Raw genomic sequence first — 25,067 nt, 5'->3', positions numbered from 1 at the left:
GCATTGCTTCTTCCAACAGCTTTTTTTATCCGTTTATAATTTTTAATTCCTTAACCATATCGATTTTTGAAATTTTTCTCTTTTCTAAAAATTGAACTATAATAAAAATTACTAAACTTAGGCCTATAGCTCCAAGAAAACTTGTAATAGGAATATTTATTTCTACATAAGCATCTAGTTTTGTTATGGCGAAGCGAGTCATTGACCTAATTAGAAAGTCCATGGCTGGAATCATTATAATTTCAAAGACTAGGAGAAGTAGGAAGATTGGACTTGTGTAAATCTTGGTAGTTTCCCCATCCCTTATTCCAAAGACCTTTAGGTAGGATATATTTGTCTTTGACTTATCTATGATTAGACTTGTGACCAGATAGGAAATGATAAGGTAAAAGATGAGGGTTATGACCAGTAGACTATCGAAGACCCCACCAAAGGAATCAAGAAAATGGGTCATAAACTTATTCATTTCTTCCTTGTCAATTTCATTTACTAGGAGATTTTTGTCGATATTTAGTTTTTGCTCAGAGCCGTAGGCATTGAAATAATCCTTATCTTGGTCTAGGATTTTATTTATATTTTCCCTTTTGCCGAGGATTTGAAATTGGTTATTGGCCTTATCTATAGATTTTATCTTAAGTTTTATCTTGTCATAGTTGAAATTTTCTATGACTTCAAGATTATCGCCAACCTTTAACTTATAAACTTTAGCCATACCATTTGAAATTATTACATCTTCCTTATCCAAATTTCCAATATCCAAATCTTTATACTTTGAATCGGCATCCACTCCTAGGCACTGGATTTTTTTCATATTAAAATCTACCAAGTCAAAGCTAAGAATAGAAATTTTATCTGCTTTGATTCTAGGATCTGGAGCTTTCACTAGATAGGTGTAGTCATATTTCATTGAATCTTTTACCTTTTGTGCATAGTCTGTAAAAATTGGCTTCACACCTAGAGAATAAATTAAAAGGATGTTGGCAAGGCCTATACCAAAAATTAGGCTGATAATATTGGCTCTATTGGCAAGGATGACCCTTAACCTAAATTTGTTAATAAAAGAAAATTTTTCTAGCCTTAGCCTTAACCTTGGTCTTGGTGATTTGAGTGTATTTCTTAAGAAGTCTATGGCCTTGTGGTTAAGAGCCTTACTTATTACAAGGAAATTTATTATCAAATAAATTAAAAGTGGGATTAGGCTGGTTAAGATAAAGGACCTTAGGTTAAAAGAAACCACGAATTTTGGCAAATCGTAGGACTTGTAGTAGAGGTTTGTGTAGGTCTGGTAGGTATGGGTGTAGGCAATGATGTTGCCGATTAGGCAGGCGAGTAGGGTAATGAAAATAGGCATTAGCATATAAGATTTTCTTAGTTCACTTTTTTTGTAGCCTGAAGCGAGAAGGGTGCCGATAATTGGTGATTCTTCTTCAATCATGCTTTTTACTTGGATGGCGCTGATAAAGGCAATAGCTATGACTAAGACAACCATAAGGGCTATCATCATTGGCACATCCCCACCCATGTCTTCTATGAAATACTTGATGCACTGGTTGTCATACTTTAAGAGTGAATCTATGACCATATTTTTTTTGTTGACGATTTTAAGCAAGTCTTTTTGCTTGTCCCTAGCCTTTGATTTTGGCAAACCTTCCTTGTCTTTGTAGGAATATTGGTAGGTGATTTGATCTGTTATATCTTTTAGCCTATTTTTTGCCACAAGGCCAACCCCAAAAAATCCAGTATCCATGACTAGGTCACTATTGTTTTTAAGAAGGGTAGAATAGTCAGGAAGGGCGATTAGACCTACAATCTTATAATCTTTTCCTTCTAGGCTAAGTGAATCTCCAGTTTTTAAACTATTAGCCCTGGCGTAGTTTGCAGAAAGAGCGATTTCTCCCTTGGTTTGGGCAAGTCTACCTTCAAGGATTGATGGAAGATTGATTTTTTCTCTATTTTCAAAGACTCTTAGGGTTTTATTGTTTCCTGATTTTGCATTTACATAAAAATTTTCGTATAAATTTATTTTTTTATTTTCTAAATCATTAAAACTTTTCTCATCTAATTTATCAAGGCAGGTAAAATTTCCATCTTCAACCTTGCCCTTGTCTATTAAGTCGTAATAAAGCTTTTTTGTAGAATCTTGGGCTGTAAAAAAAGATGAGGAAAAGATAATTATAAAGCAAAGTGCTATGAAAACTGGAAAGACCCTAGAAGGGTGAAAATAAATTTGCCTGTAGGCTCTCTTGAAAATTGGGTTTTTCATTACCAGGTCACATCCTTTGCTAGAATTTTCTCGTCATTTTTGGTATAGGATTTAACCTTGCCATCGTGGATATTTAGGATATAATCGCACATCTTACTAATCTGGATGTTGTGGCTGGCTATAAGAATGGTAGCCTTATAGTCCTTGTTCATTTTTTCAAGCAAGGCTAGGACATCTTTAGCACTTTCATAGTCAAGGGCACCTGTTGGTTCGTCACAAATTAAAATATCCGGCCTTTTGATAAGGGCTCTGGCAATCGAAGTTCGCTGGGCTTGGCCACCTGAGATTTCATTTGGATACTTGTAAATTTGTTCCTTAATCCCCAAATCTTCTACAAGTTTATTAATATCTAGGGGATTTTTTGCCAAAAACTTTCCGACTTCTATATTTTCTAAAATGTTAAGGTCGCTAATTAGGTTATAAAACTGAAAAACAAAACCTAACTTATTTCTCCTGTAGGTTTCCAAGTCTTTTTTACTCATATTAGCAAGGTTTTCCTCGCCGATATAAACTTCACCATTATCTATGCTTTCAATACCACCGATAATATTGAGTAGGGTGGACTTGCCAGACCCAGATGGTCCTAAAATACAGATAATCTTACCATTTTCTATGTCAAGGTCAATATTTTTTAAAACTTCAATCTTAGCCTGGCCTTGACCGTAACTTTTACATAAATTTTTAATTTTGATCATAAATGCTCCTTTGCAATTGATAATCTCTATCATTATTATAGCACGATAGGAAATTACCTACAATAGTTATGGACAGGTTTTGAAGAAAATAATAAAATTTTAAAAGCTAGAAAATTATTAGATCAAGCAAGAATAAAATTATTCTTTATAGAAGGCTTGATTTTTTTACTTTTCTAGCTTATCTTTCTATGGATGATATTTGTTTTTTGATAAATTTCCCGCAGGCCTTAGCTATGGCGCTTGCTTTGTCGATTTTTATGAAGTTTGACCTGTAAATTTCCTTGGCATTTTCAATATGGTCGCCACTTATGATTGCAGCAATTTTTAGGCCTTTTTTTCTAAGGGCATTGAGGTTTTTCTTGGCATCTTCAAGACCAACTTGGTCTTGGTAGGGCTTGTTAAGTTTAAATCCATCGGAAATAAGAGGCTTTAGGTCTTGGGGGTTGGCATCTGTAAGAATTAAGGATAGGGTATCTTTTATATTTTTATCTAAAAGGGCCATATAGGCACGAAAGACAAGACCGTCCCTGTTCCAGCCCATAGATTTGAAGCGAAATATTTTCTTTATTTCCGCATTTTCATTGTAGTCTTTTAGGATAGTTAGTATTGTAAAATCGCCCACTGTCTGAAAAGAAATCACCCTTACCAAGATAGAGTTATTTTCAAGAGATTTGGCTAGGATATAGGCTTCGATAGCGACTTCTGATTCCTTATCAAGGAGGGAGGCTGATCCGTCAATCAAAAGGTCTACCTTCATTGATGGGTCAGTTACCAAGTTTTTCTTCTTAAAAATCTTCGCCCTGTCGGTAATCTCTGCCTTGTAGGCAAGATTAGAGACGAGTTTTCCTCTAGAAGAAATGTCTTCATCAAAAGATGAAGTGAGATTTAATTTGAGTTTTATTTCCTTGGATAAGACTGATATGGCTCTTGTGTAGGCTGATTTATTTTCCTTAAATTTTAAAAGATGCCTTTCGATAGCTTTTTTATTGAGGTCTTGGTCGAGGTCCCTATCATTTTCTAAAATTCCCCTGGTGTAAAAAAGTCTAGATTTTTTGTGACCGCCAGTGCAGAGATCTCTTTCAATTCCTAGCCTAATTTTTTCGTCGAAAAATGATTTGCCAAAGGTTTTTTCTATGTAAGATAGGCTTTCTCTGCGTTTTTTGATTTTAAAATCTAGGATAAAACTTCCAATTCCCCTTGATTTTTGGCTTTTGCCCGCAAAGCTTGCTGGCATATTTGACCTTTCAAGGCTAACCATGCCTGCACTTTCAAAGAGGGAAAGATTTAAGGATGGGAATTTTTTTAGAATATTATTTTCCCTATAGGCCAAATAAGTTTTAAAAAGGTCTAGGACCCTTTTTTCTAAATTATTTTTGTCAGTATCGTCTGGAAGTTTTAGATTATTATAGAGTTTTAAATCTTTTTCGGAAATTTTCCCTGGATTTTCTCCTAGGATTTCCTTCATTCTAATTAACTCTAGCCTGTAAATTTGATTTTGCCTAAGGGCTAGGTTTCGCCTTTGGAGGTCGTACTTGTCATCTAGGAACTTTTGGGCATAGGATTTTCTTAAAGATTTCAAAACAGGTCTTTTCTCTATTTCTTTTTTGTAGGCAAAGTCTTCTAGGATAAAGATTAAGGCGAGGTCGTACCTGTCACGCCTTGGGTTATAGGCCCAGGCATCAAAAAGATTTTGAATTTCTTTTTCTCCCAGATATTTTATACTAAGGCCAATTATCAGATTGAGGTAAAAATCAGGATTGCCGTCGATATTTTCTCCTATGATAAAATTATCAAAGTCGTAATTAGAGGCCCCAGCCCACTGGAGGTTATATATTCTATTTTCATTAATTTGATCTTGATTTCTAGTCATTTGTCATGTCATTTTGATAGATATTTTCTGGAAAGCGTGCCTTTAACAAATCATAAACGAGGTCGGCCTCATAGTCATCGAAAATCTTATTTACAAGACAAAGTTTCATTGCTTCCTTAAATTCGAGGCCTTCCTTGATTAGGTCAAGGCCATCAAAAATCCCCCTAAGATCTGGGGCTGAGTCAGATATTTCGTGGGCAGCCGCCTTATCTTTTAGGTCTTTGAAGAAGTTTGCTAAGTCAGAAATATAAGTTTCCTTAAAGTCTGGGTGGTGGGTTTTTATAAGGTATTTTAAATCATTATCTGAAATCCTAGGCATTTTGATAATGGCAAACCTAGATAAAAGGGCTTCGTTTAGGTCACGAGTACCTTCGTAGCCGTAGTTCATAGTCCCTATAAAGCGGGTGGCAGGGTGGACATTTATGAGTTTGTAGCCCGGTACATCAATCCTCCTTCTGTAGTCAAGGACTGAATGGAGAACGGCAATGGCTTCGTTTTTTGCCATATTTATCTCATCAAGGACAGCAAAACCACCATAGGTGCTTGCAAGACTTATTGGACCTTCCCTGAAGCTAACGGATCCTGATTTTAGGGTGTCATCGCCAATTAGGCTTGAGGCATCAACGCTTACATGGAAGGAAATATTCCACATAGGTCGGCTAAAAAGATAGGCTAAATTTTCTGCGAGGACATTTTTGCCGGTAGACTTATCTCCAACTAAGAGGATATTTTTGCCAGCAAGGATGGCGGCTATAGCCTCTTCTAAGATGGTATTGCCCATGTATAAAAATTTGGGATTTGGAATCCTGTTTTCTAGGTCCTTGTCGAGAGGATATTTATTTTTGAATTCTTCGATTTTTTTATGAAAGTTTCTCATTTTATCGCTCGATTGTGTTTATTTCATTTACTATATATAGTTTTTTGAAAGAACCAATACCAAAGGCAGAAATTTCTATTTCTGTATGGTCTTTTACAAAGGAAAAGAAATTTGGATTGACATAGATATCAATGCCTGAATCTGAAAATTTCCTGTAGGATTCTTTATTACCAAAAAGTTTTGTAGAAACATCAAAATCCACAGTCCCTATTGTGCAGCAGGTTTCCTTGCTATCAAGGTCTGGATTTATAAATATTTCCCTAATATTTTTCTTTATGACATAGTCTTTTGCTTTTTTACTTAGTATAAATTTCATAGGTCCTCCTAGGATTATTATATGAAAAAAGAGTGGCCTAAGCCACCCTTTTTAAAAATTTTATTCTAGAATTATAGATTCAATTCTAGCCCTATTTTTCTTACCTAGTTGTAATACACAAACTATATATAAAACTGTGATTACTGCTGCAACTGGATAGGCGATTGTATATGGTTGTCTAAGTCCAATTGGGTCTGCATTTATAATAAATGAGAATACTACGAAGCAGTAGAATGCGCCTGGTATTAGGGTAATTAGGTAATTTTTGTTGTTGTAGATTAGGTAAACACTTGCAACTGCTAGGGCGAAGATGGCTACGAATTGGTTTGTAAATCCGAAGTATCTCCAAAGTAGGTTGAATCCACCTGGGTTAGTTTTTGCAAAGTAAAGGATAAAAGCTGCTGGTATAAATAGTACTGCAGCAAGACCTGCTCTTTTACCTGGATTTCTTTGGTCAATATTCATTTCTTCTGAGATTATTAGTCTTAGAGACCTAAATGCTGTATCGCCTGATGTGATAGGAAGGGCGATTACACCGATGATTGCAAGTAGACCACCAACATTACCCATGAAGTATTTAGAAATATTACCAACCATGATTGTACCAGGAGTATCAAGAGCGCTTTCTCCAGAAGAGAATAGGACCATAGCACCTGCTGCCCAGATCATAGCGATAAAACCTTCAGCGATCATTGTTGAGTAGAAAGTCATTCTTGCTTCTTTTTCAGATTTAACAGTTCTTGAAACGAGGGTTACTTGTGAACCGTGGAAACCTGATAAGATACCGCAGGCAACTGTGATGAAGAAGGCTGGGATGAATTTTTGTCCCTTTGGATGTTGGGCAAGAAGTCCTTGGCCTTCAAAAGCAAGGTGTCCACCGCCTTTTGTGAAGATACCGATTAAAACGCCTACAGCTGAAATAATTAAGAATGCTCCAAAGATAGGATAGATCCTACCGATAACCTTATCAATAGGCATTACAGTAGAAAGTATGTAGTAAGCAAAAATTACAGCATAGATAATCCAAATAATTGCACCTTCTGGGTCTTTTCCTAAAACGAATTTAGCAATTAAATCTCCAGGGGTATAAACAAATACAACACCTGTTAGAAGAAGTAAGATTGCGATAACAACGTTATAAAATACTCTAACGCCGCCGCCTAGGTACTTACCAACAAGTTTTGGTACTTGGCTACCACCATTTCTCATAGAAATAAATCCTGTCATAAAGTCGTGAACAGCACCAGCGATCACGCAACCAATTGGAATGGCTATAAAAGCGATAGGGCCAAATAGTATACCTTGGATAGGGCCTAGGATTGGTCCTGTACCTGCTATGTTAAGTAGGTTAATAAGCCAGTTTTTGGTCTTGCTCATGACAACGAAGTCGACACCGTCGGCTTTTCTGACTGCTGGAGTTTCTCTATCGTCTGGTTCTAGTTGACTTTCAACGTATTTTGAATAGAAAAATCCTCCGCCTAACAAAATTATTAGTCCAATAATAAATAGTGTCATTGTGTCCTCCTTTATTTATTATCTTATCTCTATTATAAAATAATTCTAAAAATAAGGCAAGGATTATTTGGAAATTATTTGTAAATTTCAATCTCGCAATCATTTTCATATACATTAGTTATAAATAAAATATAATACGAAAAATAGGAAAATATTTAAAAACTTTAAATTTATAAAAACATTGATATTTAATGATAAGAAAGTATAATGAAGACAGTAAGAGTGGGGCGCAAATTCCACTTTTTTTTAATGTTAGGGGAGAATTGAGATGGATTTAATAGAAAAATTAAAAGATGCCTTAGAAGGCGAAATAGAAAATCTAGGCTATGAGCTTGTAGACCTTGAGTTTATAGGCGGAAAAGACGGCCACAGATTGGTTTTCTATATTTATAATGAACAAGGTATTACAATTGATGATTGTGAGAGGGTTAGCGGATTTCTTGATACAAGGCTAGATGAATTAGACCTTATCAATACATCCTATTACCTAGAAGTATCCTCTCAAGACCTATCAAGACCACTTAAGACTGATAAGGACCTTCTTAGAAATAAAAACGAGCTTCTTAAGATTAAGCTTAAAAACGGAGACCTTATCCTAGCTAAGTTGAAAGATATCAAAGAAAATTCCATAATTTTTGCTAGGGAAGATGGCGAAGATATTGAAATAGAAAAATCAGATATCAAGGAAATAAAAATAGAGATAGTGTTCTAAAAGGAGATATTATGAACAAAGACTTTATGTTGGCCCTTGATGAGCTATGCAAGGATAAGAATGTAGAAAAAGATGTAATCCTAGACGCTCTAGAAAAGGCCCTTGTAAAAAGTTACCAAAAAAATTATGACAACCAAGAAAATGTTGATGTAGTAATTGACCACGAAACAGGAGAAATTGGGGTTTTTGCCCTTAAGGATGTTGTAGAACAAGTTGAAGATCCAATTAATCAAATTAGCCTAAAAGATGCTAAGGATGTTGACTCATCTCTAGCTGTTGGCGATACTGCAAGGATTAAACTTGTACCAAAAAACTTCGGCAGGGTTGCAGCTCAAACTGCTAGAAATATCGTAATCCAAAAGATAAGAGATGCTCAAAGAGAATCTTTATTTGGAGATTATCTAGACAGGGAAAATGAACTTATAACTGGTTCTATCCAAAGAGTTGATAAGTACAATGTTTATGTAAATCTAGATAAGATTGAAGGTATTGTTCCTCTTAAGGAACAAGTTGCTACAGAATCCTATATTCCAAATGAGAGAATGAAATTTTTAATCAAGGAAGTAAGAAATTCTGGCAAGGACCCACAAATTGTTTTATCTAGGTCTTCAGAAAATCTTGTAACCAGACTTTTTGAGTTAGAAGTGCCTGAAATAACTGATGGAGTTATAGAAATTTATTCTATAGCCAGAGAAGCTGGATCAAGGACAAAAATGGCTGTTTTCTCTAATGATGACACCATAGATGCTGTTGGTGCTTGCATAGGTTATAAGGGAGCTAGAGTTAATACTATAGTTGACTCCCTACAAGGAGAAAAGATCGATATAATCAATTATTCTAAGGATATAGAAGCTTTTATTTCAAATGCCCTATCTCCTGCAGATATCATTGAAGTTTATGTTAATGAGAGAAACAAGCAATCACTTGTAGTTGTAGAAGATGACCAATTATCCCTTGCCATTGGTAAGGAAGGTCAAAATGCAAGGCTTGCAGCAAGGCTAACAGGCTGGAAAATCGACATCAAATCAAAATTGGAATTCGATAGGCTAAGCCAAGAAGATATAGACGAAATTCTCGAAATAAATGAAAAAGAAGATCTTCCAGGTGAAGAAGAAAGTCAAATCGAAGAAAATTCTCCAATAGAAGATTTAGACCAAGAACAAATAGATCAAGTAAGCGAAGAAGTTTCTGAAAACGACGAAGAAGAAATTTCAGAAAAAGTTGAAGACTAGGAGTAAGCTTTCAGCAAGGAATAGAAAATGAAAAAAACTCGCAAAATACCACAAAGAAAATGTATTGTGTGTGGTTCGTTAAAAGATAAGGGAGACCTTTTAAGAATTGTAAAAAACAAAGAAGAGGGAATCCTAATAGATGAAAGTGGAAATTTAAACGGAAGAGGCGCCTATGTATGCAAGAGTGAAGCTTGTATCAAGGGCCTTAAGAAATCAAATAAGCTAAACCAAGCCTTTAAAATGAAGATAGATGACGAAATTTATGAGGAGTTAGAAGCTTATGAAGTAAAATGAGGTGATTAGATGGCTGATAAAATAAGAGTATACGAATTAGCAAAAGAAAATGGCTTAGAATCTAAGGAAATGATTAAAATTCTTAATGACGAATTTAACCTAGGTATTAAGTCCCATATGTCTATGATAAGCGGTGACAATCGCAAATTAATCAATGAATTCTTAAGCGAATTAAACGATGATTCTAGCAAAGAAGTTAGCGAAGAAGAAATAATAGAAAAGCCTAAAGCAAAAGCAAAACAAGAGAAAAAAAGAGAAAAGAAAGTTGACTTAAAAACTTTTGACGAAGAAGAAGAAAAACCAGTTAAGAAGAATAGAAAAAAGAAGAACAAGAAGAGAAAATCAAAGAAGAGCAATAGGCAAGAGAAAAATATGAAAGCTAATAAAGAATCAAGAATAGAAATACCAGAAACTGTAAGTGTTAAGGCATTTGCAGACAAACTTGGAGAAAGCCCAAATTCAGTAATAGGAAAACTAATAGGTCTTGGCACAATGGCAGGACTTAACGACCAAATAGATTTTGATACAGCAAATCTAGTAGCAATGGACTTTGGCAAGGAAATCTTCCCAGAAGAAGCTTATGATGCCCTAGAAGAGCAATCATATGACCTTGACTACGAAGATAAGGAAGAAAACTTAATTGAAAGACCACCTGTTGTATCAGTAATGGGTCACGTTGACCATGGTAAGACAAGTATACTAGACGCTATAAGAAATACTTCTGTAACCCGTGGAGAAGCTGGCGGTATTACCCAACATATCGGTGCTTATACTGTAAATATAAATGGAAAGGCCATATCTTTCCTAGATACACCAGGCCACGAAGCCTTTACAGAAATGAGGATGAGGGGTGCTCAATCAACAGATATTGCAATCCTCGTTGTAGCTGCAGATGACGGTGTTATGCCACAAACAGTTGAAGCTATTAACCACGCTAAGGCAGCAGGAATTCCAATAATTGTAGCGATAAATAAGATGGATAAGGAAACAGCCGATCAAAATAGAGTAATGCAAGGCCTTATGGAATATGGTCTTGTTCCAGAAGAATGGGGCGGAGATACCATTATGGTACCAGTGTCAGCCCACACAGGAAATGGCATCCAAGACCTACTTGAAATGGTACTTTTGGTTGCAGAAGTTAGGGAACTTAAGGCAAATCCAAATAGGGATGCAGTTGGTCTAATAATCGAAGCCCAACTTGATAAGTCAAGAGGTCCAGTTGCGACTGTTCTTGTACAAAAGGGTACCCTTCGCCAAGGAGATTATGTAGTAACAGGTTCTGCTTCAGGTAGGATTAGGGCTATGTTTGACTCAAAGGGTAAGCCAATCAAGAAGGCAGGTCCTTCTATCCCAGCTCAAATTCTAGGTCTATCAGACGTTGCAGAAGCAGGCGATAAGATTTATGCTGTTAAGGATGAAAAACTTGCACGTGACTATGCAGACAGGGCAGCAGAATTTAAACGTGAAGAAAGATTAATTGCAAAGGCCAATACAAATCTTGAAGATATGTATTCTGACATCCAAGAAGGTGAGTTAAAAGAACTTAACATTATTGTTAAGACTGATGTTAAGGGAACTGTTGATGCTGTCAGCACTTCACTTACAAAATTATCTAACGAAGAAGTTAAGGTATCAGTAATAGCAGGAGCTGTTGGTGGTATTACAGAATCAGACGTTCTTTTAGCCCAAGCATCAAATGCTATTATAATCGGCTTTAACGTAAGACCTACTCAAGGAGCTATGGAAAGAGCCAAGGATAACAATATTGAAATCAGGACCTACAGCGTAATCTACGAAGCAATCGAAGATGTATCAAAGGCTATAGTAGGTATGCTTGATCCAGAATTTAAGGAAAATGTCCTAGGTAGGGCAGAAGTTAGAGATACCTTCAAGATTCCTGGCGCAGGCACTATTGCAGGTGTAATGGTAACAACAGGTCTTGTAACAAGAAAAGCAAAAATCAGACTTCTAAGAGATAACGTAGTTATCTTTGATGGTGAAATTTCATCAATGAAGAGATTTAAGGATGACGTTTCAAAACTACAAGCAGGTTTCGAAGGCGGAATCGGACTTGAAAGATACAACGACATAAAGGTAGGCGACGTAATGGAAGCCTACGAAATGGTTGAAACAGAAAGAAGTTTATAGATGAATAAAAAAAGAACAGCTAGGATTTCATCTGAGGTTAAAAGGGAAATTTCCAAGATAATTATGGATGACCTAAATGACCCAAGATTATCCACAGAAGCCATGGTATCAGTTACGGATGTAGAAGTTACCAATGACTTATCCTATGCTGATATTTATATTTCAGTCCTTGGAGATAATAGTACTAAGGATGATGTAATGGAAGCATTAAACCAAGCTAAGGGTTATATCAAAATCCTAATTGGTGAGAGGATGAGATTAAGGTCCATGCCAGAATTTCGTTTTAAATTCGACAATTCTATAGAACATGGGGCTTACATGGATAAATTAATAGCAGAAACAATCGCAAAGGATAAAAGAGCAAATGAAGCTAGAGAAGATAAGTAAAGAGCATTTAGAAAAGTTTATAGAAATGGTTGACGAGGCTAATACAATCGCCATCGCCAGCCACGTGAATCCAGACGGGGACAACCTTGGTTCTTCCCTTGGCCTAAGAAAGTCGCTTGAATTATACGGCAAGGATGTTGAAGTAATCGCGATTGACCCAATTGACGACTACCTAAAATTCCTTCCAGAATTAGACCAATACAAGGAAGCCAGCAGGGATAAGTATGATTTATTTATAATTGTAGATTGCTCTGAGTTTGACAGGATAGGACATGCAACAGAGATTGCCAAAAGATCTGATAAGACTATTGTTATGGACCACCATGTTGGCGGAAAAATCAACTGTGACCTAAACATGATTTATGAAACATCACCTGCAACTTGCGAGATAGTTTATGAAGTTATAGATAGGCTAGATTTGCCAATGGATAAGACAATAGGCACTCTTTTATTTACTGGCCTATGCACAGATACAGGTAGGTTTATGTATTCAAATGTGTCAGAATACACCTTTAGAGCTGCTGGGAAACTTATTTCAAGCGGTATAGATTATGAATATATTTACAAAAACCTATACCAATCTCAACCAGTAGCTGTCATGCAGTTTCACAACGAAATTATATCTAAGGCAGAATTTTTTGACAAAAAGGCCTTTGCAGTTGCAAGTAAAGACCAAGTAGCAAAGTACGGCGTCCAAATGGGAGATGCAGAATCAATTGTAAATAAACTTAGGGACCTTAAGGAAGTAAACGTGTCTATGATTGTAAAAGAATATGACGATGGTGAATACAAGGTTTCTATGAGAAGTAAAACAGCAGATGTATCCGCTGTTGCCAGGGCAAATGGCGGCGGTGGCCACATCAAGGCGAGTGGTTATTCAATCTTTGATGACAGCCTAGAAGCTGCATGCGAAAAGGCCCTTGCCGTCCTAAAGGAAATAGATGCTTAAGGGAATCCTTAACGTAAATAAAGAAAAAGGCATATCATCAGCCAGGGTAGTTAGCCTCGTAAGGCGTGCCCTTGGTATGAAAAAAGTCGGTCACACTGGGACCTTGGACCTTGAAGCAAGTGGAGTTTTGCCAATTGTCCTTGGCAAGGCCACCAGGGTTTCTGATTATATGATGACTAAGGATAAGGTCTATGAAACAGAATTAATCCTTGGGGCAAAAACTGATACTCTTGACGCAGCGGGTAAGATTTTAGAAGAATCTGACAAAGAAGTCACTAAGGAAGAATTTCTCCAAGTGATGAATACTTTTAAGGGGGAGATAGAGCAAATCCCTCCCATGTATTCTGCTCTTAAAGTTAATGGCAAAAAACTCTACGACCTAGCCCGTGAAGGTATTGAAATCGAGAGAAAAAAGCGAAAGGTCAATATTTACGACATTGAACTTTTATTCTTTGCCTTTCCAAAGGCCACAATTAGGGTCACCTGCTCTAAGGGAACTTATATCAGAACCTTAGTTGACGATATAGGCGAAAAACTTGGAAGCCTTGCTTATGTAAATGAGTTAAAAAGAGTGAGAGTTGGGGATTTTGATATAAAAGACTCTATAAAAAGTGGGGATCTTTTAGAAATTCCAAAGGAAGAATTGATTAAAAAACTTTATTCTATTGACACAGCACTTAAGGATTTTGAAAAGATTGTCCTTGATAGAAAATATTTGGATAAATTGGTAAATGGTCAAGTTGTAGAAATAGATAAAAATTATGGTAAAATTATAAGAGTTTATGCCGGCGATGATTTTATCGGACTAGGAAATAATTTTAGTCAAGATGGCAAAAATTTCTTAAAGATGGAGAAAGTGTTTTATGAAAGATCAGATAAGAATATATGATTTAAATAGCGACCTACCAGATTTGGAAAAAAAGGTAGTGACTTTGGGATATTTTGACGGAGTCCACCTAGGTCACCAAAAGTTAATGAAAAGAAATGTAGACTTATCTAAAAAATACGGGCTCACTCCATCCATCCTACTTTTTAAGGAAAATACCTCTACAAGTGTAAAGGACGAAAAGCACTACTTATCAAGCCTTGAGGATAAGGTTGAAATCCTATCCCAGCTTGGAATTAAGACTTTTTGCCTGGTTAATTTTGACGAGAACTTTATGAAGCTATCTCCAAAGGACTTTATAAAGACAATAATTGCCGAAAAATTAAATGCAAAGATAATTATAGTTGGCGACGACTACCGTTTTGGCTACAAGGCAAGCGGCAATGTCGACACACTTAAAGAATATGAAGATATTTTTGCCTACAAAACTGATGTTGTGGATTTTGAAATGGAAGATGATCACGAAAAAATTTCCTCAGGCCATATTAGGGATATGGTAAGACAAGGGGAAATCAGAAGGGCCAATAAATATCTTGGTAGGCCTTATAAGATGCGTGGCAAGGTCGTTCACGGTAGGCGTAGGGGGAGATTGTTAAATTTTCCCACAGCTAATCTTGAACTAAGCTTTCCCTATGTAATGCCTAGGGATGGGGTTTATCTGACTGTCACAAATATTAGGGGCGAAAATCATTATGGCCTTACAAATATTGGTTCTAACCCAACTTTTGAAGAAGATGACGATAAAAAAATCGAGACCTTTATCTTTGATTTCAACCAGTCAATCTATGATGAAAATATAAGTGTAGAATATATCGAGTTTTTAAGGCCAGACTATAAATTCAACTCGGCAGAAGAATTGATTGCCCAGATGGATAAGGATAAGGAAAATGGTCTTAAATATATTGAAAATAACCTCAAATGATTTGGCAAAACAATATTTGGGGTGTATAATATATGAGGTAGCTTTGCTAGGTATATGAAACCTCGACTAATACATGGCAAAAGCTGAATAAATTATTACGGAGGAAATTATGAACAAAGTAGAAAAACAAGCAATAATCAAAGAATACCAATTAGATGAGAAAGATTCTGGTTCACCAGAAGTACAAATCGCTATCCTTTCAAAGAGAATAGCTGACTTAACAGAACACTTAAAATCAAATACAAAAGACCATTCTTCTAGACGTGGATTATACAAAATGATCAGACGTAGAAGAGGTATGCTTAACTATCTAAGAGATAATGATATTGATAGATATAGATCAATTATCGAAAGACTTGGACTAAGAGGTTAATTTTTTGGCGGGGATTTTCCCGCCTTATTTTATATATAGGAGAGATAATGATCAAAAATTACAAATACACTTCAAAAAACGGATATGACTTTGAGGTAACTATCGGCAAGTATGCTGAGCAAGCCAATGGTGCCTGCTTTATTCAAAGTGGGGATACCAGCCTATTAGTAACTGCGGTTGCAAGCGAAAAGCCAAGAGAGGGAATAGATTTCTTCCCACTTATTTGCGATTTCCAAGAAAAACTTTATGCAGTTGGTAAGATTCCAGGAGGTTTCCTAAGAAGAGAAGGCAAGGCAAGCGATGAAGCAACCCTTATTTCTAGACAAATGGATAGACCTCTTAGACCACTTTTCCCAGAAAATTATTACAATGACGTTCAAGTTATTGCCACAGTCCTATCAATGGACCACGACCACCTTCCAGACCCACTAACAACCATTGGTGCATCAATAGCCCTAGGTATTTCTGACATTCCATTTGATGGTCCTGTTGGAGCTTGTATGGTAGGTAAGGTTGATGGCAAACTTGTTATAAATCCAAATGAAGAAGACAGGAAAAAATCTGACCTTGAACTAACAGTAGCTGGTAAAAAAGGTGCTATCAACATGGTAGAAGCTGGAGCAAATGAGCTTGATGAAAGCGAAATGCTTGAAGCAATGCTTCTAGCTCTTGATGAAATAGGTGATATTTCTGACTTTATTCAAACAATTATAGATGATATTGGTCTTCCTAAAAAAGAAGTTGAAGAACATGAAGAAACCGAACTTGATAGGCTAATTTCAGAATCTTTTGAAGAAGAAATCAAATCTTCAATTAGGACAACAGACAAGACTGAAAGAGAAGATAACATCTTTAGAATAGAAGAGGAAGCTAAGGAAAAATTCCTAGGAGATTTCCCAGAAACAGAAGATGAAATCCACAGAAGAATTGATGATATTATGAAAAAAGAAGTCAGAAGAATGATTTCTATTGATAAAATCAGACCAGATGGCAGGGAAATGACAGAAATAAGACCACTTTCTGCAGAAGCAGGAGTTCTTCCAAGAGTTCACGGTTCAGGTCTATTCCAAAGAGGACAAACCCAAGTATTATCAATTGTGACTTTAGGTTCTCCAGCGGATAGCCAATTAATCGACGGACTTAATATCGAAGATGTAGAAAAAAGATACATGCATCAGTACAACTTCCCACCATTCTGTGTAGGAGATGTAAGACCATTAAGAGGACCAGGCAGACGTGAAATCGGTCACGGCCACCTAGCTGAAAGAGCCCTTGTACCAGTACTTCCAGATGAAAAAGACTTCCCATACACAATCAGAGTTGTATCTGAAGTTTTATCTTCAAACGGATCAAGCTCCCAAGCTTCTATTTGTGGTTCAACCCTCTCTTTAATGGATGCAGGTGTTCCAATTAAAAAACCAGTTGCAGGTATAGCCATGGGTCTAATCAAGGAAGATGACTCAATATCAATCCTAACAGACATCCAAGGTCTTGAAGACCACCTAGGAGATATGGACTTTAAGGTAGCCGGAACTCGTGATGGTATCACAGCCCTACAAATGGATATGAAAATATCAGGTATCACTGAGGAAGTCCTAAGACAATCTCTTGCTGATGCAAAAGACGCTAGATTTAGGATTCTAGATGTAATCGAATCTGCAATTGATGCACCAAGGGCAGAATTATCTGACTATGCACCAAGACTATATACAATCGACATTGACCCAGAAAAGGTAAGAGATGTAATTGGTTCTGGTGGAAAGAATATAAACAAGATTATCGATGCTACAGGTGTTAAAATTGAAACAGAAGATGATGGCCACATCACAGTTGCATCTAACGATGGAGCAAGCGGAAAGAAAGCTATCGAGATGATCAAGGCTATTGTTACCGATCCAAAACCAGGAGATGTTTTTGAAGGTACAGTTGTAAGACTTATGAACTTTGGTGCCTTTGTTGAAATTGCAATTGGCAAGGAAGGTCTACTTCACATCAGCCAAATCGCCCACCACAGGGTAAATAAGGTTGAAGATGAGCTAAAAGTTGGCGATAAGGTAAGAGTTCAAGTTACTGAAATCGACAGACAAGGAAGGATAAACCTTTCAAGAAAAGCCCTACTAGAAAAACCTGAAAAAGCTGAAAGACCAGAAAAGGCTGAAGCATGGCCAGTAGATGAGTCTCCATATAGAAAAGATAAATAAAAATTTGAAAGCTGCTATAGGTAACTGTGGCAGTTTTTTTGTGGACAAATTTGCCCAAATGACTTTTCTCGTTATTTTTTATAATATATTACACTGGAAATTATGTAATTATTGTTGCAGAAATATCAAAGATATGATAATATAAAATATATAAGAAATCGTTATTTTATTTAACGAAATAAGGAGAAGGAGGGAAAATCCATATCTTTTTAAGCAAAGGAAAAGATAAGGAAAAGGTAGACATAGTTTTGTAAAACTAAGTTGTTTTTATAAATAATTTGTTTTTATGAACTTAAGCTTTGCATCAGATTAGAATCAGACCAGCACTTATACAAATTTAAAAGTCTTTATCTAAACGTTGGCCAAAATTCTAATATAGTTAATCGAACAAATGCTCCAAAAAAAATGAGCGCTAGTTAAATTAAGAGGTTAAAAATGACAGTTAAAAAAGAAAAAATCACAGCGGCAAGGGTTATGAAGTTTGTAATCCCATCAGCTATCGGTGTTCTCTTACTTATGACACCATTTAAAACAGCTGACGGCGGATCAACTGTAGCGGTTTCAGTAATTTCAAAATTCTTAAACCAAGCTATTAACTCAATTATACCAATTCACATAGTAGCTTTGACTTGTATTACAATTTCAACCCTACTTGCAATTTTATACACAATTTCAAAACCAGACTTTATTGAAAAAACACCAATCCTAAAGGAAGTTTCAGATATTACACCATTCTGGCTATTTGCAAGGATTGCAGGTACTATAATTGGCTACATGACAGCCTTTAAACTTGGTCCAGAAATGATTTGGTCAGAAAATACAGGTGGACTAATCTTATACGATCTTATCGGTGGACTTTTGACAATATTCTTAGTAGCAGGTTTTATCCTACCATTCCTAACAGAGTTTGGTATCCTAGAATTTGTTGGAATCTTTTTATCAAAGGTTATGAGACCAGTATTTAAACTTCCAGGACGTTCTGCAGTTGACTGTTTAGCTTCATGGATAGGTGACGGTACCATCGGTGTTGCTCTTACAGCTAAACAATACGAAGAAGGAAACTACACCGAAAAAGAAGCTTCAATCATCTCTACAACCTTCTCAGCAGTATCTATAACTTTCTGTATGGTTGTTTTATCAAACGTAAATATGGTTAACAGATTTGGTACTTTCTACCTAATTGTTGGTATTTCAGGAATCGTTGCAGCTCTAATAGTACCACGTATCCCTCCATTATCCAGGAAGAAAGATACAAGACTAAAAGAACCTGAAAATCCACACGAAGAAATTGTCCCAGAAAACTTCACAAGAGTTGAATGGGCAACTCAACTTGCTGTACTTAAGGCAGAAAAGAACTTAGATGTTAAAAACTTCCTAATAAATGGTCGTGACACTGTCCTAAGCCTATGGTTAGGTGTTACTCCAGTAATCATGGCTGCAGGTACACTTGCCCTAGTATTATCTGAATCAACTCCAATCTTCACATGGCTAGGTATGCCATTCCTACCAATCCTAAAACTACTTCAAGTGCCAGAAGCAGCTGAAGCTAGTAAAACAATGGTAGTTGGTTTTGCGGACATGGTTGTTCCATCAATACTCGCAGCAGACAGAATTACTTCAGAATTTACCCAATTCGTAGTAGCTGCAGTATCTGTAACCCAGCTTATTTACATGTCTGAAACAGGAGCAGTTATCCTAGGTTCTACAATCCCAGTTGACCTAAAAGATATCTTCATCCTTTTCCTAGAAAGAACTCTAATTACTCTTCCAGTAATAGTAATCCTAACTCACTTACTATTCTAAGATAAATTTATGCGCCAGCTTAGCTGGTGCATTTTTTATGAAGAAATTTCACTTAAAAGCTTTTATCTTAATAAAATTTATATGGTTTATTTTTAAGTTTTTTACCATATAATATAGGGGAGAGGTGTATATGACAAATAGGAATTCTGGGAGAATTAGAAAAAAGTCTAACACGAAGTCTCCCAACAAAAGTAAGCAAAAAAAATTTAGGGAAAGATCCTTTGACATCAAGACTTTTTCTATGGTGGTCATGGTCGCATCTGTCCTAATATTTATTTTTATTTTATCATCAAGCACTGGCCTTATCGGCGATGCCTTGGCGAGATTTTTTGAAGGTCTTTTCGGCAAATTAAACTTGGCTTTTCCAATCATTTTATTTGCAAGTTTTTATTTAGTTTATAGGGAAAAGTTCAGGGCGAATTTAAGCCGCATGCTTTTAATTTATGGAATTTATTTTTTGACTTTGGCTATTTTATCCAAGGACTATATAAGAAATGAGCTCGCCTGGTCTGTTGAATATTCTGCCTTTAAGGGAAGCCTCGGTGGAGGTTGGTTTGGAGGCCTAGTTGGATTTTATGTCCTAAACTTTATTGGCCAGCTTGGACTTTATATCCTTTATGCCACTTTGATTGGATCCTTTATTATAAATGTAAGTCCTTATACCTATAAGGAATTTTTCCTAAAATTAAGGGATGGACTAATTATTATGGGTCTTGGCATCAAGCACTTAAGCCAAAAGGCTATGGCAAAAATAAGTAAAAAATTAGAGGAATCTAAGGCTAAAAAGTTAGAAAAGGATAGAAAATCTGAAAAAATTCCAAGCCTTAAGATAAACAATCCTAAATCTGACAATCCTCCTCGAAGAGCAGTAAAGAAAAGACCTGCCAAAATAGAGGAAGATAAGGAATTTATTGAAAGTAAAGAAAATATTCAAGATGAAAAGCTAATTAGGGATTACAAGTCTAAACAAGTTGAATTTGCAGACCTTAACGAAGATTTAAAAAGAGAATTTGCCAACTATTCTTATCCGCCAGTGAGCCTTCTAAAGGACATAAATGCTGACGGGGGAATTGATAATGACGAAATAAGGCAAAAGGCAGAAATTATTGAGGAAACCCTAGAATCTTTCGGAATCGAAGGCAAAATCGTTCAAATAGACGTGGGTCCAACTGTCACCTGCTATGAGCTAAAACCAGCCAGGGGTGTTAAGGTATCAAAAATTGTAAACCTTGCTGACGACCTATCCCTAAGCCTTGCCACATCAGGAATCAGGATAGAAGCGCCAATTCCAGGCAAATCTCACGTAGGTATAGAAGTTGCCAACGACAAAAAAGAAGTCGTAGGCTTTAAGGAAATTATCTCATCAACTAAGTTTATAAAAACAAGATATGCCATTCCTTTTGCCATGGGTAAGTCAATTTCTGGTGAACCAATTATTTCAGCTATAGAAAAAATGCCACACTTATTGGTGTCAGGGGCGACAGGATCTGGTAAGTCTGTTTGTATCAATACAATTATCATGTCGATTTTATACAAACATAGCCCAGATGAAGTCAAACTCTTATTGATAGACCCAAAAGTCGTTGAGCTTTCAGTTTATAATGGGATTCCACATTTGATAATGCCTGTTATAACTGATCCTAAAAAAGCATCGTCTTCTCTATTTTGGGCGATTTCCGAGATGGAGAAAAGATACAAGCTCTTTGAAGAAAACCATGTTAGGGACATCAAAGGCTATAAGAAAGCGGCTGAAACTGATGATTCTATGGAAAACCTACCATATATAGTGGTAATCGTCGACGAGTTATCAGACCTTATGATGACCGCAGCAAGCGAAGTCGAAGATTATATAACAAGGCTTGCCCAAAAATCCAGGGCCTGTGGTATCCATTTGATAATAGCAACCCAAAGACCAACTGTAGACGTAATTACGGGTACAATCAAGGCAAATATTCCATCAAGGATATCTTTTGCTGTAACAAGCCAGATAGATTCTAGGACAATTTTGGATATGCAGGGGGCAGAGAAACTCCTAGGTAAGGGCGATATGCTCTATGCTTCATCAGATTCAATGAAACCTGTGAGGATCCAGGGGGCCTTTGTATCTGACGAAGAAGTCCTAAGTGTAGTAGAATATATAAAAGGAAATAGCGACACTAATTACAACGAAGAAGCCATTGAAAAGGTTGAAGAAAATGTTACAGCAGACCTTGAAGATGAGGATGAATTGTTGGAAGAGGCAATTAAGGTGATAGTAGCTGACCAAACAGCTTCTGTGTCTATGCTTCAAAGGAAATTAAAAATCGGCTATGCTAGGGCTGGCAGGATTATTGACCAGCTGGAGCAAAAGGGTCTAGTCGGCGGCTATGAAGGCAGCAAACCTCGTAAGGTCCTTGTAGATAGGACATATTTTGAAGATTTATAGGAGATAAAGATGAATATAGCTAATAAAGTTACAATGGTAAGACTTATTATGATCCCAATCTTTGTCATAGCTTTTTATATCTATGGCACAAGCTACAATATAGCAGCAATTCTTTTTATGGTAGCATCTCTTACAGATGCCGTTGACGGTCATCTTGCTAGGAGCAGGAATTTAATCACAAATTTCGGTAAATTTGTAGACCCGCTTGTTGATAAGGTCCTTACTATGGCAGCTTTTATTGTCCTAGTTGAAGCAAAGGTGATTCCAGCTTGGGCAGTTATAATAATTATTTCAAGAGAATTGATAATTACAGGTTTTAGGACACTCGCAGCTGACATGGGTATTACTATAGCAGCGTCTATGTGGGGTAAGGCAAAGACTACTAGTCAGATGATTTCCCTAGTTTTGCTCCTCCTTCACAACGATGCCTTAAATAAGTTTGGTATCTATGTTTTCTATGTAGCAGTTATTTTGACTCTTATTTCAGGACTTGATTATATAATTAAAAATAAAAAAGTTTTGGACTTAGAAAATATTTAAAATAAGTTTTGGAGAAAATATGACAGAAGAAAAAGGCAAGAAATTAATATTAACCGAGCTAATCCTCTTGGTATTTCAAGCCCTTGCTGCTTTTTTTGGTGATTTTATCCATCAGAGATTTATGTCTGATGGAGCGACAATCATTATAAAAAGATTTAATTTTGTGTCACCGATGACATGGGGTTATGGGAATTTCTTTCCGGTTTTGTTTTTAGCTTCCCTACTTGTAGGAGGGATAATTATGCTAAAAGCTAACAAGAAAGCAACCTACATGGAAGATAAGTTAAGTTCCAACATAGTTATCTTTGGTGGCCTCTTGTTTTTGATGGTGCCCCTTGTGATAAATGTCCAACAGATTAATCTTGGGCTTATTCTGATGGTGGTAGTTCAATTTGTAATTTTTGCCATGAACATGGTTAGGACAAGAAATTAGACTTTATTAAAAAAAGGTATATAATAGTAGTAAGACATTAAGCGTATAAGGAGTGTATATGGACGCAGACAAGAAGAAAGCCCTTGACCAGGCTTTTAAGCAAATAGAAAAGAAGTACGGCAAAGGTTCAATTATGAAGATGGGCGAGGCCCCAAGAGTGGCTATAGATGCCATCCCAACTGGTGCAGTTAACCTTGATATTGCCCTAGGTATTGGTGGACTTCCAAGGGGAAGAGTTATTGAAATCTATGGACCAGAATCATCTGGTAAGACAACTCTAGCCCTCCACGTTATAGCAGAAGCCCAAAAACTTGGAGATACTTGTGCCTTTGTAGACGCAGAGCACGCCCTTGATGCTGAATACGCAGGTAACCTCGGAGTTAATATCGATGAATTAATCCTATCTCAACCAGACACTGGTGAGGCAGGACTTGATATTGCCGAAAGCCTTGTAAGAAGTGGGGCTGTTGGCCTTATCGTAATCGACTCTGTTGCAGCCCTAGTGCCAAAGGCTGAGATTGAAGGGGAGATGGGAGATAGCCACATGGGTCTACAAGCCAGACTTATGAGCCAGGCCCTAAGAAGACTTACAGGTATAATTGCCAAGTCAAATACTACAGTTATCTTTATCAACCAATTAAGGGAAAAAATCGGGGTTATGTTTGGAAATCCAGAGACAACCACAGGTGGACGTGCCCTTAAGTTCTATTCTTCAGTAAGGCTTGATATTAGAAGGATTAAGACCATTACCGAAGGAGATAACTCAATTGGTTCAAGGACAAGGGTTAAAATCGTTAAAAATAAGGTAGCCCCACCATTTAAGATAGTTGAATTTGACATAATGTATGGAAAGGGAATCTCAAAGGCCGGTGTACTTTTAGATACAGCTGTAGACCTTGATATAGTAGAAAAAGCAGGATCTTGGTATTCATATGGTGATGAAAAACTAGGTCAAGGCAGGGAAAATGTAAAAACCATGCTTGAAGAAGATGTTGAACTTGCTAGACAAATTGACGAAAAAGTAAGGGCAGCCTTCAAAAAAGACCTCGAACAAATTGTGGAAGAAGATAGCGAAGAAGAAGCCACACAAGAATCAATCCTAGATCAAGAATAAAATAGAAACCCGTAAGTATCAATACTTGCGGGTTATTTTTTATAAAAAAGTCAGTTGGTTTACATCCCTGTCCGATAAGTTTGATAGGGAAATGCCTATAAGCCTGATATATTCGCCCTTAAAGGCTTCATCTAGGAGATTTACTGCTTCCTCATAGATGTCATCCGCCTGGAAAATTGGCTCTTGGAGGGTGATAGACCTGGTTTGGTTTTTAAAATTTTCATCCTTTAATTTTATGGAAACTGTTTTGGCCTGGATGTCTTTTTTTATCATTTCTATTTCAATGAGGTCGGAAATTCTTCTTAAATATTCTTTTAAGACTTTAGGGTCATTAGTATTTTGCCTAAAGGTCCTTTCCTTGCCAATAGATTTCCTATCCCTAGTTGGGTTTACTGGCCTATGGTCAATTCCCCTGATTACATTGTAAATATAATCCCCACCCTTGCCGAAAATTCCCTCAAGAAAGACTTTGTCGAGTTTTAAAAGGTCGGCTACTTTATAAACCCCAATCCTGTTTAGTTTCTCGGTGGCACGCCTACCTATGCCGTGGACTTTGCCAACTGGAAGGTCTGGGAGAATTTGGTCAAGATCATCCTTACCTATATACTTAATCCCATAGGGCTTATTCCAATCGGAGGCGAGTTTTGCGAGAAATTTATTGTAGGAAATCCCTATTGAAATTGGAATTTGGGTCTTGTCTAGGATTTCTTCTTGAAGATTTTTTGCAAAAGTCAATGGATTATCAAGGTCTGCTTCTATGTAGGCCTCATCTATAGAAACCTGTTCGAAAAGCCTAGCGTGGATCTTTACTAGGTCAAAAACCTCTTGAGATTTTTTTCTATAAAAAGGATGGTCAACCTTAACGAGGATTAGGTTTGGACAGAGGTCTCTTGCCATAAAAACGGGCATAGCGGAATGAATCCCGAATTTTCTTGCCTCGTAATTAGCCGTTGTAATAATTGACTTATTGGTTAGTCCGCCAACAGCCATGGGTCTTTTTTTAAGTTTTGGATTTCTTATTTCTTCGCAGGATGCATAAAAGGCATCGCAGTCGATGTGGAGGATGTATTTCATAAGAACACTATACTAATAATTAGGAATTTGGCTAAATT

The 25,067-nt window shown here is 36.6% G+C and carries 22 protein-coding genes; 15 read left to right on the top strand and 7 right to left on the bottom strand.

Annotated features, from left to right (window positions below; genetic code table 11):
- Positions 1-25: 25 nt before the first annotated feature.
- The 6 genes from J2Z38_RS07010 to J2Z38_RS06985 form a co-directional block, all read right to left on the bottom strand.
- A complete protein-coding gene (locus tag J2Z38_RS07010; protein ID WP_209774249.1) occupies positions 26-2,263 on the bottom strand; it encodes an FtsX-like permease family protein in 2,238 nt (745 codons plus the stop codon).
- Positions 2,263-2,958, bottom strand: a complete 696-nt coding sequence (locus J2Z38_RS07005; protein ID WP_209774248.1) for an ABC transporter ATP-binding protein — start codon at positions 2,956-2,958, stop codon at positions 2,263-2,265. Before J2Z38_RS07005 ends, J2Z38_RS07010 begins: the two co-directional genes overlap by 1 nt.
- A gap of 178 nt (positions 2,959-3,136) precedes the next feature.
- A complete protein-coding gene (locus J2Z38_RS07000) occupies positions 3,137-4,828 on the bottom strand; it encodes a vWA domain-containing protein (RefSeq protein WP_209774246.1) in 1,692 nt (563 codons plus the stop codon).
- Positions 4,821-5,705: an AAA family ATPase gene (locus J2Z38_RS06995; protein WP_209774244.1), complete on the bottom strand. Its 885-nt coding sequence runs from the start codon at positions 5,703-5,705 to the stop codon at positions 4,821-4,823. The genes J2Z38_RS07000 and J2Z38_RS06995 overlap by 8 nt, the downstream gene beginning before the upstream one ends.
- Position 5,706: 1 nt before the next feature.
- Positions 5,707-6,021: a hypothetical protein gene (locus J2Z38_RS06990; protein WP_209774242.1), complete on the bottom strand. Its 315-nt coding sequence runs from the start codon at positions 6,019-6,021 to the stop codon at positions 5,707-5,709.
- 60 nt (positions 6,022-6,081) lie between these two features.
- Positions 6,082-7,536, bottom strand: a complete 1,455-nt coding sequence (locus J2Z38_RS06985; RefSeq protein WP_209774240.1) for a carbon starvation CstA family protein — start codon at positions 7,534-7,536, stop codon at positions 6,082-6,084.
- A 268-nt stretch (positions 7,537-7,804) separates the two neighbouring features.
- On the opposite strand from J2Z38_RS06985, the gene J2Z38_RS06980 reads away from it, so the two are divergent.
- The 15 genes from J2Z38_RS06980 (at position 7,805) to recA (ending at position 23,955) form a co-directional block, all read left to right on the top strand.
- The gene (locus tag J2Z38_RS06980) at positions 7,805-8,248 is read left to right on the top strand and encodes a ribosome maturation factor RimP (protein ID WP_209774238.1); all 444 of its coding nucleotides are present in this window, start codon (positions 7,805-7,807) and stop codon (positions 8,246-8,248) included.
- An 11-nt stretch (positions 8,249-8,259) separates the two neighbouring features.
- Entirely contained in the window at positions 8,260-9,480 is a 1,221-nt protein-coding gene (nusA, locus tag J2Z38_RS06975) for a transcription termination factor NusA (protein WP_209774237.1), read from the top strand.
- A gap of 27 nt (positions 9,481-9,507) precedes the next feature.
- Positions 9,508-9,774, top strand: a complete 267-nt coding sequence (gene rnpM / locus J2Z38_RS06970) for an RNase P modulator RnpM (RefSeq protein WP_209774235.1) — start codon at positions 9,508-9,510, stop codon at positions 9,772-9,774.
- A 9-nt stretch (positions 9,775-9,783) separates the two neighbouring features.
- Positions 9,784-11,922 (top strand): translation initiation factor IF-2, encoded by a 2,139-nt coding sequence (gene infB, locus J2Z38_RS06965; RefSeq protein ID WP_209774234.1) that lies wholly within the window; start codon positions 9,784-9,786, stop codon positions 11,920-11,922.
- Positions 11,923-12,309: a 30S ribosome-binding factor RbfA gene (gene rbfA / locus J2Z38_RS06960; RefSeq protein WP_209774232.1), complete on the top strand. Its 387-nt coding sequence runs from the start codon at positions 11,923-11,925 to the stop codon at positions 12,307-12,309.
- Positions 12,287-13,258, top strand: a complete 972-nt coding sequence (locus tag J2Z38_RS06955; protein ID WP_209774230.1) for a DHH family phosphoesterase — start codon at positions 12,287-12,289, stop codon at positions 13,256-13,258. The genes rbfA and J2Z38_RS06955 overlap by 23 nt, the downstream gene beginning before the upstream one ends.
- Positions 13,251-14,147: a tRNA pseudouridine(55) synthase TruB gene (gene truB / locus J2Z38_RS06950; RefSeq protein WP_209774229.1), complete on the top strand. Its 897-nt coding sequence runs from the start codon at positions 13,251-13,253 to the stop codon at positions 14,145-14,147. The genes J2Z38_RS06955 and truB overlap by 8 nt, the downstream gene beginning before the upstream one ends.
- Positions 14,122-15,066 carry a bifunctional riboflavin kinase/FAD synthetase gene (locus J2Z38_RS06945; protein ID WP_209774227.1) on the top strand — a complete coding sequence of 315 codons (945 nt, stop codon included), beginning with the start codon at positions 14,122-14,124 and terminating at the stop codon, positions 15,064-15,066. Before truB ends, J2Z38_RS06945 begins: the two co-directional genes overlap by 26 nt.
- A 106-nt stretch (positions 15,067-15,172) precedes the next feature.
- The gene (gene rpsO / locus J2Z38_RS06940) at positions 15,173-15,439 is read left to right on the top strand and encodes a 30S ribosomal protein S15 (protein WP_308653622.1); all 267 of its coding nucleotides are present in this window, start codon (positions 15,173-15,175) and stop codon (positions 15,437-15,439) included.
- Between the two features lie 47 nt (positions 15,440-15,486).
- Positions 15,487-17,640 carry a polyribonucleotide nucleotidyltransferase gene (locus J2Z38_RS06935; RefSeq protein ID WP_209774219.1) on the top strand — a complete coding sequence of 718 codons (2,154 nt, stop codon included), beginning with the start codon at positions 15,487-15,489 and terminating at the stop codon, positions 17,638-17,640.
- Between the two features lie 435 nt (positions 17,641-18,075).
- The gene (locus J2Z38_RS06930) at positions 18,076-19,443 is read left to right on the top strand and encodes a YjiH family protein (protein WP_209774217.1); all 1,368 of its coding nucleotides are present in this window, start codon (positions 18,076-18,078) and stop codon (positions 19,441-19,443) included.
- A gap of 130 nt (positions 19,444-19,573) precedes the next feature.
- Complete coding sequence (locus tag J2Z38_RS06925; RefSeq protein WP_209774216.1) at positions 19,574-21,868, top strand: DNA translocase FtsK; 2,295 nt, start codon at positions 19,574-19,576, stop codon at positions 21,866-21,868.
- Positions 21,869-21,877: 9 nt separating this feature from the next.
- Positions 21,878-22,408, top strand: coding sequence for a CDP-diacylglycerol--glycerol-3-phosphate 3-phosphatidyltransferase (gene pgsA, locus J2Z38_RS06920; RefSeq protein ID WP_209774214.1), 531 nt, complete (start codon positions 21,878-21,880; stop codon positions 22,406-22,408).
- Between the two features lie 19 nt (positions 22,409-22,427).
- Positions 22,428-22,841, top strand: a complete 414-nt coding sequence (locus J2Z38_RS06915) for a hypothetical protein (RefSeq protein ID WP_209774212.1) — start codon at positions 22,428-22,430, stop codon at positions 22,839-22,841.
- Positions 22,842-22,899: 58 nt separating this feature from the next.
- Positions 22,900-23,955 (top strand): recombinase RecA, encoded by a 1,056-nt coding sequence (gene recA, locus J2Z38_RS06910; protein WP_209774211.1) that lies wholly within the window; start codon positions 22,900-22,902, stop codon positions 23,953-23,955.
- A gap of 39 nt (positions 23,956-23,994) precedes the next feature.
- On the opposite strand, the gene J2Z38_RS06905 is transcribed toward recA, so the two are convergent.
- Entirely contained in the window at positions 23,995-25,029 is a 1,035-nt protein-coding gene (locus J2Z38_RS06905) for a DNA polymerase IV (RefSeq protein ID WP_209774204.1), read from the bottom strand.
- Positions 25,030-25,067: the final 38 nt, after the last annotated feature.

This window comes from Anaerococcus degeneri (assembly GCF_017874475.1).
Taxonomy (GTDB): domain Bacteria; phylum Bacillota; class Clostridia; order Tissierellales; family Peptoniphilaceae; genus Anaerococcus; species Anaerococcus degeneri.
Note: the sequence above shows the minus strand (reverse complement) of the source record. Positions and strands in the feature narration are given on the sequence as shown.